Here is a 12074-nt window from a genome sequence, read left to right on the forward strand (position 1 = left end):
GCATCGAACCGGAAAGGGGCCTGGCCGTGGTGAAAACGCAATGGAGTGATCGCGCCGGCATCGAGGCGCGAACCGCCGACAGCACCCGAGGCGAGGACCTCGCCATGGCCGCCACGAGCGTCTGGATCGTCGTGGCCGTACACCTGGACGGGCGTGCGCACTACCTGGATCTACCGGACTCGTTCTTCACCTGGTGGCATCTTCTGTTGTATTCCGGCGTCGGCGCAGCGGCTGCCCTGCTGTTGGCGATGGGCGTGCGGCGCCGCAACGCAGGTCGATCGCTGATGTCGGCAGCGGTGTCGATGCCCCGGGGGTACGGTTGGTCACTGGCCGGGGTCGGCGTTTTCTCCGCCGCCGGGGCCGCGGACATGGCGTGGCATCTGAGGTTCGGGGTCGAATCCGGGCTCGACGCGTTGGTTAGCCCGACTCACCTACTCCTGTTCACCGGGGCCGTGCTGCTGTTCTCCGGCCCACTGCGCGCGATCCAGATCAAACAGCCCTCAGCACCGGCCTGGGCCCCGCCCGCTGTCATTGCCGCCGCCGCGATCACCGGGATCATCGGCTTCGCCCTCAGCTACGTCTCCGCGTTCACCACCGACGCGCCACTGCGCGCGGTCGAGGACTTTCCCGAGGGCACCCCCGAGCACTACGCCACCGAGATCCCGGCCCAGGCCGGGCTCGGCGCCTACCTGATCACCACCGTGCTGGTCGTGGTGCCGATCGCACTGCTGCTGAAGCGTCGGCGATTGCCCGTCGGTGCGATCACCGCCATCGTCACCGGGTTGGCCGTCCTCGCCCAGACCGTGCAGAACTTCACCCGGCCCTCGGTCGTGGTGGCCGCCGTCATCGCCGGGCTGATCATCGAAGGACTCGTCGCGGTATCCACAGCCTGGGTGCCCCGGGTGCCAACAGCAGCCATGGTCGCGGTCGTGCTCCCGGCGGCGCTGTGGTCGGTGCAGTTCGTGGCCTTGCAACTCGGCCCGGGAGTCGCGTGGTCGGCAGAACTCACCGCCGGGACGGTCGTGCTGTCCGCCTTGGTGTCGGTGGCGCTCGTCTCTGCCCTGGGCGCCCGAAAGGCGTGAGGGAACCTAAGCCTGCGGAGGAGAGATCCCGGCGCGCTTACCGGGCAAAGCCGACGGTTTCTACGATTTTCCTACGTAGCTTCGCTCTCGGGTGCCCGCCATCGACGTGAACATGATTCATTTCCGCATACCTGCGCCGTGGTGGCGGCGCCGGATATGCGGCTCGACTGCCCGGGCGCGCCGAGTCGGTGTTCAGCCGAGAGCTGCGATCAATTCCCGGCACGCCGCTTCACAGCGCCGACATGCCTGCGCGCAGACACGGCAGTGTTCGTGGGCGGTATGGCGTTCGCATTCATCCGCGCAGCTCGCGCACGCCGTCGCGCACGCTTCGAGAACCGCTCGGGTCAAGTTCGCGTCGTAGCCGGTGTGACGCGACAACACTCTTCCCGTGGTGTCACAGATGTCGGCGCAGTCGAGATCGGATCTGATGCACTTGACCATTTCGGCCACTCCCCGCTCGCTCAAGCAGGCATCCGCGCACGCGGTACAAGCCTGTGCGCATTCGAAACATCGTTCGATGCACGTGGCAAGCACGTTCCGGTCGACCTGGCCGAGATCGGCCGGATACGAGTCGAGCAGTTCAGCGACGGTACCCATGAAATTCCTCCTCGACGACAAGTTTCAGCTGGTCGTCGGTGCATTACCCGGCCACCGGGCTGCGAAACCGCAGCGCACCGGCGGACTCGACCGGTCACGGGGCGATCGTCTCGCAGTCTCAGGACCCGGCACCCAGCAGTACATGGCGCGCGCCACACCTCGGATCGGTTGCTACACACCGAGCCCGTATCTACTGTCTAACTACGTAGATACTCGTATCCGTTCGACACGAACTCATCGTCGAACCCAGCACAGAGGAGTACCCCACAGTGAGCCAAGCAGGCCGTCCTGTAGTTCTGATCGCCGACAAGCTCGCCCAGTCGACCGTCGACGCGCTCGGTGACGGTGTCGAGGTTCGCTGGGTCGACGGCCCCGACCGCCCGGCCCTGCTCGCCGCGGTGCCCGAGGCCGACGCGCTGCTCGTGCGTTCCGCGACCACCGTCGACGCCGAGGTGCTCGAGGCGGGCAAGAAGCTCCAGATCGTCGCCCGTGCCGGCGTCGGCCTCGACAACGTCGACGTGCCCGCCGCCACCGAGCGTGGCGTGATGGTCGTCAACGCCCCGACCTCCAACATCCACACCGCCGCCGAGCACGCCGTCACCCTGCTGCTCGCCGCCGCGCGCCAGATCCCGGCCGCCGACGCGACCCTGCGCGAGAAGACCTGGAAGCGCAGCAAGTTCAACGGTGTCGAGATCCTCGGCAAGACCGTCGGCGTCATCGGCCTCGGCCGCATCGGCCAGCTGTTCGCGCAGCGTCTCGCCGCGTTCGAGACCAAGATCGTCGCCTACGACCCCTACACCTCGCCCGCGCGCGCCGCCCAGCTGGGCATCGAACTGCTGAGCCTGGAAGAGGTGCTCGAGCGCGCCGACTTCATCTCCATCCACCTGCCCAAGACCCCCGAGACCAAGGGCATGCTCAACGCCGAGACCCTGGCCAAGACCAAGCCGGGCGTCATCATCGTCAACGCCGCGCGCGGTGGCCTGATCGACGAGCAGGCGCTGGCCGACGCGATCAAGTCCGGTCACGTGCGTGCCGCCGGTCTGGACGTGTTCGAGACCGAGCCGTGCACCGACAGCCCGCTGTTCGAGCTGCCCGAGGTCGTCGTGACCCCGCACCTGGGCGCCTCCACCGCCGAGGCCCAGGACCGCGCGGGCACCGATGTCGCCAAGTCGGTGCTGCTGGCGCTGGCCGGTGAGTTCGTGCCGGGCGCGGTGAACGTCACCGGTGGCGCCGTCAACGACGTCGTCGCGCCGTGGCTCGACGTGGTCCGCAAGCAGGGCGCGCTGCTGGGCGCCATCGCCAACGAGCTGCCCGTCAGCGTCGAGGTGCAGGTCCGCGGCGAGCTGGCCTCGCAGGACGTGGCCGTGCTGGAGCTGTCCGCGCTGCGCGGGGTGTTCTCGGCGCTGGTCGAGGACCAGGTCACCTTCGTCAACGCCCCGGCGCTGGCCAAGGAGCGCGGCATCACCGCCGAGGTCACCACCGCTACCGAGAGCCCGAACCACCGCAGCGTCGTCGACCTGCGCGCCGTGTTCGGCGACGGCTCGACCCTGAACGTGGCCGGCACGCTGACCGAGCCGAACCTGGTCGAGAAGATCGTCAACATCAACGGCCGCAACTACGACATGCGCGCCGAGGGCCTGAACCTGGCCATCCTCAACTACGAGGACCGCCCAGGTCAATTGGGTTACATCGGAACGGTTCTCGGCCAGGCCGGAGTCGACATCAAGGCTGCCCAGTTGGCACAGGATGTCGATGCCGCAGGCGCCACCGTTGTCCTCCGGGTCGACAAGGAGGTCTCCGCGGAAACGAAAGCGTGGATCGAGAAGGTAGTCGGCGCCGCCAAGGTCGTCTTGGTCGATCTGGCCTGATCGCACCGACAATCCACCGGTACCAGCAATGACGTGACGCGCCTGGCGACAAAGCCTTCACCGGAACTACGGAGACGAGGCGTAGCGTGACGCGCAGTTTCGCATCCCCAGCGACCTGTCCCCGTTGCACACAATGGGGACAGGTCAGTGTCGGTACCGGCACGACGTGTCAGGGGCAGAGGGTCGCGTGAACGCCTGGATGCCGGGTATGCGGCTCGCAGGGAACACTGACTGAGGAGGCATACCAATGATTGCTCAGCTCACTCGACTCGCCGCATCCGCGGCCCTGGCGTCCGCAGCGATAGCCGCGAGTGCTGGAGCGGCCGCCGCTGACCCAGGCTCGGTCTCGATCGACGGCAATATGCAAGTAGCAGGCATGAACGTGCTCCACATCGACGCCCAAGGCACCGGCGATGGACCGGCGACGGGCACCTACGTCGCGAGCGGCCGGTTGGGGAATATGCCGCTACCGGTACGCGTGACCGGCCCGGTGACCTGTCTGACGATCAACGGAAACACCGTCTCGCTGATCTATCCGATCACAACCGCCGAACCGGTCATGATGTTCGCACCGGACTCGATGGCCATCCAGATCACTGTCACCAAGGGCGTCAACGGGGAACCGAGCCGGATCGGCTACGGAGTCCCGATGCCGACGAACAGCTTCCGGGGATGCCAGCCGGGCGCGACGCCATTGATCTTCGACGGGACAATCGACATCAACTGATTGCGTATATCGCGGCCCGACAGCCACGCCAGCTCGCTGCGCAGCGCTGTACGGCGTGGCGTCAGAGCGGCATTCGCCCGTCAGCTGTTGCTGGAGCGGAAGCCTCGCAAACGCAGACTGTTGCTCACCACGAACACCGACGAGAACGCCATCGCCGCACCGGCGAGCATGGGGTTGAGCAGACCTGCCATCGCCAGCGGCAAGGCGGCAACGTTGTAGGCGAACGCCCAGAACAGGTTGCCCTTGATGGTGCCGAGCGTCTTGCGCGACAACCGGATCGCGTCCGCCGCGGCCCGCAGATCGCCTCGGACCAGAGCCAGGTCACTGGCCTCGATCGCCACGTCGGTGCCGGTTCCCATGGCCAGACCGAGGTCGGCCTGGGCCAGAGCCGCCGCGTCGTTGACGCCGTCTCCGACCATCGCGACGACCTTGCCCTGGGCTTGCAGCTTCGTGATGACATCGACCTTCTCGCGCGGCAGCACCTCCGCAATCACCTCCTCGATGCCGACCTCCTCGCCGATGGCCCGCGCCGCGGCCGCGTTGTCGCCGGTCAGCAAGATCGGTGTCAGCCCCAGCGCACGCAGTTGGGTTGTCGCGTCGGCGGAGGTCGGTTTCACCGTATCGGCGACGACCAGGACACCGCGCGCCTTCCCGTCCCAGGCCGCCACGACGGCCGTTTTCCCCTCGGATTCGGCGACGGCCATGACTCGTTCCAAGTCCGAGTCCAGGCTTTGCGCTCGCTGCGCCAGCATTCGGCGACGCCCGACGACAACCCTGCGGTCATCGACTACGCCCTCCACACCCAGGCCCTCGACGTTGGCAAAGCCCTGCACCGGCGCGAGGTCGCCGAGCTTGTCCCGGGCGGCCTTGGCGATCGCCTGCGCGATCGGGTGCTCGGAGGAATCCTCGAGCGCTCCGGCCAGCTCCAGGATCTGCAACTCGTCCTCGCCGTCGGCGGCATACACCTTGAGCAGGCTCATCTTGCCGGTGGTGACGGTCCCGGTCTTGTCCAGCACCACGGTGTCGACCCGCCGGGTCGATTCCAGCACCTCCGGGCCCTTGATCAGGACACCCATCTGGGCACCGCGGCCGGTACCGACCATCAGCGCGGTGGGCGTGGCCAGGCCGAGGGCGCAGGGGCAGGCGATGATCAGCACGGCGACCGCGGCGGTGAAGGCCGCGGCGACCGAACCTCCGGTGCCGAGCCAGAACCCCAGGGCCACCACCGACAGGGCGATCACGATGGGGACGAAGATGCCGGCGATCTTGTCGGTCAGCCGCTGCGCCTGGGCTTTGCCGTTCTGAGCTTCCTCCACCAGCTTGGCCATCTGGGCCAGCTGAGTGTCAGAGCCGACACGGCTGGTACGCACCACGATCCGGCCGCCGACGTTGACGGTGGCGCCGACCACCGCGTCGTCGACGCTGACCTCGACGGGCACCGATTCCCCGGTCAGCATCGAGGCGTCGACCGCCGAGGAGCCTTCCATCACGACGCCGTCGGAGGCGATCTTCTCGCCGGGGCGCACGACGAACAGGTCGCCCACGGCGAGCTGCTCGGCGGGTATGCGCTGTTCCTTACCGTCGCGCAGCACCGATACGTCTTTGGCGCCGAGCTCCAGCAACGCTCGCAGCGCGGCACCGGCCTGCCGCTTGGATCGGGCCTCGAAGTAACGTCCGGCGAGAATGAAGGTGGTGACTCCGGCCGCCACCTCTAGATAGATGTTCCCGGCCCCACCTTCGCGGGCGATGGTCAGTTCGAACGGGTGCGTCATGCCCGGCATACCGGCAGTGCCCCAGAACAGTGCATACAGCGACCAGCCGAGCGCGGCGAGCGTGCCGATGGAGATGAGGGTGTCCATCGTGGCGGTGGCGTGGCGCAAGTTGGTCCAGGCCGCCCTGTGGAAGGGCAAGGCACCCCAGATCACCACCGGCGCGGCCAGTGTCAGCGACAGCCACTGCCAGTTGGTGAACTGCAGTGCCGGAATCATCGCCATGGCGATCACCGGCACTGTCAGGACCAGCGAGACGAGCAGACGTTGCCGTAATGAGGCCGTCGGGTCGTCGCCTCCGGAAGCGGCTGATGACGCGTCCGGTTTCCCGGCCTTCGAGGTCGGGAGCGCGGCGGTGTAACCGGCTTCCTCGACCGTGGCCACCAGGTCCTCGGGCGTGAGGACGCCGGAGTATTCCACGCGCGCCTTCTCCGTGGCGTAGTTGACCGTGGCGGTGACCCCGTCGAGCTTGTTCAGTTTCTTCTCGATCCGATTGGCGCACGACGCACACGTCATGCCACCGATCGCCAACTCGATCCGGGTGGAGGATTGCGTCGTGGTGCCCATTGCAGGCTCCGTTCCGTACTGGGGAAATCTGGCTAGAGGTAGTGACAGGTTCGATCAGTCGGCAAGCTGATAGCCGGCCTCGCTGACAGCAGCGGCGATGACGCTTCGCTCGACGGTGTCCGTCGCGTCGATGGTCACGCGCCCGCTGGCGAAGTCGGCCTCCACCGCAGTGACACCCGCAATCTTGCCGACTACTTTGTTCACCGAATTCGCGCAGCAGCCGCAGGTCATTCCGGTCACGGTCACAGTTGTGGTGGTCATCGCTGATCATCTCCTAGCTCTGCGGTGCCTCCGACCGCATGACGACCATCATACCCCCCACGGGTATTGCGCGCTGCTGCTCTTCGGTGACCACTCAGGCCGCGTCGATTCCCTCGCACCCGGAGCCGACACACGGGAGGCGAAGTGCGATGCGCGCGACAGTGGACCGACATCTGCTGGCCTGAGAAGGCGCCGGCCGAACTGCATCACGCACGCGGCAGCCCCGTCGCGAACAGGCAGCTGCCGGAGAAGGGCGGGGGTGACGCCCCGACCTCGTCACCTACCGCTTTTTCGATGACGGGGACGGAGGCGAGATGAAGGAAATCGCACGCCTCCGCCCCAGCCGACACCCCAGGTTCTGGGGGGTGTCCCTGTGCCGGGATCACCATTTCGGCACAAGTACTATTCTACTCAGTAGAACGGTAGTCAGGGCTGCCGAGGAATGCAACAGCTCGGCGTCCCCTGGCACAGGCCCATCGGCCGATCTGGGCCCGCGCGGCCCCCGTTCGGCGATCCACATTCGGACGCGGACGTTGCGATCACTGTCGGCATTCGCCGGGCAGTTCGACCAACCGCAGCGATCCACGATCGCAGCGCTGCAACGACTCCGGCTGCTCCAGCGCCATGCGGTGAGAGGCATCGCCGCCGCTTGCGCGTCCATAGACCCTCGCCGGTCAAGAGAGTAATCTGTGGAATTGGCGACAAGCTCGGTCTATGTGGACATCAGGGAGACGCCATGACGCCCAGACGAGGCGGGTGGACGAAATGCCGGGCGTTTACGACACTGGCCGCGCTGTCGGCACTGACGTTGGCGGCATGTAGCTCTGGGGGCGGGGATCCCGGCGCCGCTCGAGAATCCGGCCTCACATCGACCTCGGCCAACTCGACACAGATCGCGGTCAACGAGAACGAATTCTCCATCAACATATCCAACCCTCCATCGACGGCGGGCGCGTACACGTTCGTCGTCGAAAACTCGGGATCGGTCTCCCACGATCTCGTGATCGAGGGCCCAGGCGTGGAGTCGCGACGCACACCGCGGATCGAAAAGGGCGGATCCGGCGAGCTGGCCGTCGATCTGGAGCCCGGCACCTACACGCTATGGTGCTCGGTGGGAAACCATCGAGAACTCGGCATGAGCACCGAAATCACCGTCAGCTGACCGGAACCCAGGATGCGGCACCACTTTCGGCGACAGGGCCATGGCGGGAAACTCGGCCCGTGTTCGCCGTGGGCGGCGATACGGCGGACGGCTCGGGCGGCCTTTGCCGATAGAACGCTGGTAGAACAAAAGTGAGGGCGACGCCACGAGTCGTCGCCCTCACTCCCGAAGGCCGGCCCCGAGCGCGCGAGATGAGGGGATCGCGCGCCGAGGGCCGTGGCCAACACCCCTGGCTCTTAGGGGCGCCCGCGCCGAGAACGGCGCAAGTACTATCTACGTCAGTAGATAGTAGATAGTAGGCTCGTGGAATGCAAGCTCCCGGCGGAGGACCAGCACCGGCGCCGCAGCAGCGCAATCATCGGTCGCCCTCGGGGGCCGATAGTATGGCGGCGAGCCGCAAACGCTGTGGGCAACGCCCGTATCTTGATCCGGCAGAGGAGCCAATCGGTGCCATCGATGTCTGTGCGTACGGTCGCGATCGTTGAAACCGATTCGCTGCGGGCGCTCTCATGAGTGTGGCGCTGTGCCTACTGGCCTACACCGTGGTCGTGGCGGTGCTGGCGCCGCCACTGTTGCTGCGCACGGCCGGCGACGGGCAACATCCCCGCTTGGGCCTCGTAGCCTGGCTCAGCGCGATCGTCTCGGTCCTGTTGTCCTGGGCGGTCGTGGTTGCCTTCCTCGGCGTCGATGTCGTTCGCGATCTGCTCGCAGATCAACATCTGGATCTCGGACGTTGTTTCAGGCAACTACACGACGCCGCGGCCGGCTCGTACGGAACCGCTGTCCAGATCGGCTTGTGGACGCTGGCAGGACTGGCGGTGCTCGCGGCTTTCGTCGCGGCGTGGCGGCTGTGCCGTTCGCTGGTCCGGGCTCGATCGGTGACTCACCAGCATGCGCAGGCGGCACGGATGGTCGGTCGCCGTCATGACCGCCACGACGCGGTGGTGCTCGATCATCCCGAACCGGCGGCCTATTCGGTGGCAGGCAACCCGAACACCATCGTGTTGACCCAGGGCATCGTCGCCACCCTCGACGAGGAACAACTGGCCGCGGTCATGGCCCACGAACGCGCTCACCTGCGTGGACGCCACCACCTGCTACTCGCCTTCACCCGAGCACTCGCCTCGGTGTTCCCCCGCATCGAGTTGTTCGCCACCGGCGCCGCGCAGGTGGCGCGCCTGACCGAGATGATCGCCGACGACGCCGCCGCCGACATCTACGGACCCATCACTGTCTGCGAGGCGCTGGTGACCTTGGCAGACAATCACGGCACGGCCCCGGTCGCGGCCACCGAAGTGGGGCTGGTCGATCGGGTCCGCCGCCTCGCGGATCCCCCGGCACCCACCCGGATCAGTCGTGTCGCCGCCTCGGCCGCTATCGCCGCGGTCGTCCTGGGACCGATGATGGCGACCCTGGCCGCGGCAGGTGGGATCGGTGTCTGCGCGCTGGGCACCTGAACCCGGCAAGGGCCCGCCGGTCGCGGGGCAAGCTCGGCTCAGCGTCCGGCGATCGCGCTGGCGGTTGTTCGGCGTCTTGTGAACTACTGTTTTGTATCCAGGAAGGTGAAGGAGTCGATGATGGCAGGCCGGTCCTTGGTCCCCGACGCCGCCCGCTGGCCCGGTGGTGACCGTTTGCAGTGGCTGACGCTGTCCGCTCTCGTATTCCTCGGCGGCGCCGCGGCGCTGCGGGTTGTCGGTGTCCCATCGGTTGATCTGCACGGGCCGACGCATTTCCTCGGGCTCATGGACCCTTTCTGCGGCGGAACCCGGGCCACCTACCTGCTGCTGACCGGCGAAGTGTCGGAGTCTCTTCGCTACAATCCCGGCGTCCTTGTCCTCGCCGTCGTCGCCCTGCTTGCCCTGGCGCGCGGCGCGGTCGGGGTGCTCACCGGCCGCTGGTTACAGATCGCGCTGCGTCCAGGAATGGGGCGCGTGTTGCGGATCGTCGCCGTGGTCGCGGTGCTGGGGTTGTGGGTGCGCCAGCAGATCAACGCCGACCTGCTGACCCAACCCTGGCCGGTCCCGTAACTATCGAGTGACCGCCGCGGTGTAGCCCAACTCGGTGATCGCGGCGATCACGTCCTCGACGGTGGTGACCGCGACATCGAGCTCCACGGTGCTGCGGCCCTTCTTCATCGAAGTCTGCGTGCCGGCCACGCCGGGCAGGTCTTCGAGGGTGTCGTCGATGAGCAGTGCGCAGCTGCCGCAGTGCATGCCCTCGATCCGGAAAATGTGGGTGGTCATGCGGAGTTGTCCCTTCAGAGGATGGTGATCATGCCCGAGTACATGCCCATACCGCAGGTGTAGTCCAAGCGGCCGGGCTGCAAAGTGCCGACGTCGATGCGGGTTTCGCCGCTGGTCGGCAGCATCGCGGTGATGCCGAGGCTCGGGACGACCATCGACCGGATACATCCTTGTGTTCGGTTGGTCTTGACGACGAGCGTGGTCGGGATGCCCGAGACGGCTTCGATATTCTTGGGACCGTAGGAGCCGGTCTTGGCGGTGATTGTCAGGGTCTGCACACCGTCGGCGACGACAGCGGCCGAGGCGTCTGCTGCTGGGGGTTCGAATCCGATCGACTCGGTGATCCGGCTGGCCGCCAGCGGCGAACCGGCGAGCTCGAGGCCGCCGTTGAGTGTGTAGAAGCCCATCGCGAGCACCACGACACCGGTGGCCAGGGCCAGTCTGCCCCGCCACACCGTGGCCGCGACCCGGGCGGCGTATCCGAGGATCGCGAACAGCGGGCTGGTACCAAGCACGAAGACCGCCATGATCGCCGCACCCCACCACGGTGAGCCCGAGGCCAAGGCCAGCGCCTCCACCGACAGCGTCACCCCGCACGGGATCAGGACCGTCGAGACACCTAGCACCGCCGGAGCAAGCGCGGCCTGCGATCGTGCCCGCTTGCGCAGTACCCGCATCCAGGACGCGGGTGGTTCGACCACGATGCCCCGGAACCCCGGCACGCCCAGCTGCGCGAGACCGAAGACGATGATCAACAGCCCGGCCCCGATCTGCAGCCAGGTCCGGGCACCGGTCGACAACTGCACGGCACCTCCGACGGCACCCAGGACCGCGCCGAGTACGGTGTGCGACAACAGTTTCCCGGCAAGGAACCCGCCGACCGGGGCGAGATCATCGACGACCCGTTGGCCCCAACGCGGCTGGCCCGTCGTTGTCCCAGCGGCACTGTCGGAGGCCGATGCAGCGCCGATACCCGCCGCGGTGGCGGCGCGCTGACGGGTGATCAGACCGGTGAGCAGACCGCCTTGCACGGCAGCACACGACACACCGCCGGCGAACAAGCCGGTCACCAGAACAGGAAAAAGATTCACGAAGACTCCTGCGAGGAAAGGAAAGACAACGGCATGACAGATCGCGCCGACGACAGAGTCGGCGGCGCGAGACCCGAGACGGTCACAACATCGGACACATCCCGGGCGCCCGCTCCTATGTCCGCAACACGCAGAGTTCGACCAAGGTCGGTGCACGCGGCAGGACCGCCCGCACCCGTATCATCGCGACATCCGGGGCTCGGCGAAGCACAGTGGCAACGACGTCGCGCCGCGGAAAGGCGAGTGTCGCCAGCATCGCCAGGAATGCCGCCAAACACGCCATCACCAGACCCACCGGCGGGGCAGGCACGGCATCGTCGGCCACCGTCAACGGCGTATCGGCAGCCTGGACGCCCACCCTGGAATCAGGGCCGTGGTCATGCTCGTGGAAACCGGCATCACCGACCTGCGCACCACCACACTGACCCGCCACACCACCGACCATGGCGGCCGAGTGCGCCATCATCCCCATCGGCATGCCGGTCTGGCACTGCGCCCCGTGCACGAGGGCGATCGCGACGAACGCCGACAGCGCCACCGCAAGCCGCAGCAGCGCGACTCGTCGTGCAGTCATCGGCGCGAAGATCACGCCGTGATCCTACTAAGCGAGCCAGTAGGAAGCGCAGCCCACCCGCGATCACTACGGTCGTGTTCGATTGCCCTCGACGCCACCACCGCTAGCGGCCTCAACTCAGGCTGAGACTTCA

Annotated in this window: 12 protein-coding genes; 6 read left to right on the forward strand and 6 right to left on the reverse strand. The window is 67.0% G+C overall.

All coding sequences use genetic code 11. The annotated features are described in order from the left end of the window. Positions 1-26 precede the first annotated feature (26 nt). Positions 27-1082: a hypothetical protein gene (locus tag K8O92_04815; protein ID UAK33312.1), complete on the forward strand. Its 1056-nt coding sequence runs from the start codon at positions 27-29 to the stop codon at positions 1080-1082. Positions 1083-1274: 192 nt separating this feature from the next. On the opposite strand, the gene K8O92_04820 is transcribed toward K8O92_04815, so the two are convergent. Then, the gene (locus K8O92_04820) at positions 1275-1679 is read right to left on the reverse strand and encodes a four-helix bundle copper-binding protein (GenBank protein ID UAK33313.1); all 405 of its coding nucleotides are present in this window, start codon (positions 1677-1679) and stop codon (positions 1275-1277) included. Positions 1680-1948: 269 nt separating this feature from the next. Here K8O92_04820 and serA point away from each other — a divergent pair, with 269 nt between their 5' ends. Further along, the gene (serA, locus tag K8O92_04825) at positions 1949-3547 is read left to right on the forward strand and encodes a phosphoglycerate dehydrogenase (protein UAK33314.1); all 1599 of its coding nucleotides are present in this window, start codon (positions 1949-1951) and stop codon (positions 3545-3547) included. A 247-nt stretch (positions 3548-3794) separates the two neighbouring features. After that, a complete protein-coding gene (locus tag K8O92_04830) occupies positions 3795-4274 on the forward strand; it encodes a hypothetical protein (GenBank protein ID UAK33315.1) in 480 nt (159 codons plus the stop codon). An 80-nt stretch (positions 4275-4354) separates the two neighbouring features. Here the strand turns inward: K8O92_04830 and K8O92_04835 are convergent, their stop codons facing one another. Further along, positions 4355-6610 carry a heavy metal translocating P-type ATPase gene (locus K8O92_04835; GenBank protein ID UAK33316.1) on the reverse strand — a complete coding sequence of 752 codons (2256 nt, stop codon included), beginning with the start codon at positions 6608-6610 and terminating at the stop codon, positions 4355-4357. A 54-nt stretch (positions 6611-6664) separates the two neighbouring features. Next, positions 6665-6871 (reverse strand): heavy-metal-associated domain-containing protein, encoded by a 207-nt coding sequence (locus tag K8O92_04840; GenBank protein UAK33317.1) that lies wholly within the window; start codon positions 6869-6871, stop codon positions 6665-6667. Between the two features lie 736 nt (positions 6872-7607). Here K8O92_04840 and K8O92_04845 point away from each other — a divergent pair. The 3 genes from K8O92_04845 to K8O92_04855 all read left to right on the forward strand — a co-directional run bounded on the left by K8O92_04845 (position 7608) and on the right by K8O92_04855 (position 10060). Then, positions 7608-8033, forward strand: a complete 426-nt coding sequence (locus tag K8O92_04845; protein UAK33318.1) for a hypothetical protein — start codon at positions 7608-7610, stop codon at positions 8031-8033. A gap of 509 nt (positions 8034-8542) precedes the next feature. Then, the gene (locus K8O92_04850) at positions 8543-9490 is read left to right on the forward strand and encodes a M56 family metallopeptidase (protein ID UAK33319.1); all 948 of its coding nucleotides are present in this window, start codon (positions 8543-8545) and stop codon (positions 9488-9490) included. Positions 9491-9607: 117 nt separating this feature from the next. Next, positions 9608-10060 (forward strand): DUF2752 domain-containing protein, encoded by a 453-nt coding sequence (locus K8O92_04855; protein ID UAK33320.1) that lies wholly within the window; start codon positions 9608-9610, stop codon positions 10058-10060. Here K8O92_04855 and K8O92_04860 read toward each other — a convergent pair whose 3' ends face one another. The 3 genes from K8O92_04860 to K8O92_04870 all read right to left on the reverse strand — a co-directional run bounded on the left by K8O92_04860 (position 10061) and on the right by K8O92_04870 (position 11941). Then, the gene (locus K8O92_04860) at positions 10061-10246 is read right to left on the reverse strand and encodes a cation transporter (GenBank protein UAK35435.1); all 186 of its coding nucleotides are present in this window, start codon (positions 10244-10246) and stop codon (positions 10061-10063) included. A 44-nt stretch (positions 10247-10290) separates the two neighbouring features. Then, complete coding sequence (locus tag K8O92_04865) at positions 10291-11346, reverse strand: sulfite exporter TauE/SafE family protein (protein UAK35436.1); 1056 nt, start codon at positions 11344-11346, stop codon at positions 10291-10293. 136 nt (positions 11347-11482) lie between these two features. Then, complete coding sequence (locus K8O92_04870) at positions 11483-11941, reverse strand: hypothetical protein (protein ID UAK33321.1); 459 nt, start codon at positions 11939-11941, stop codon at positions 11483-11485. Positions 11942-12074: the final 133 nt, after the last annotated feature.

This window comes from Nocardia asteroides, from assembly GCA_019930625.1.
Lineage (GTDB): Bacteria > Actinomycetota > Actinomycetes > Mycobacteriales > Mycobacteriaceae > Nocardia > Nocardia sputi.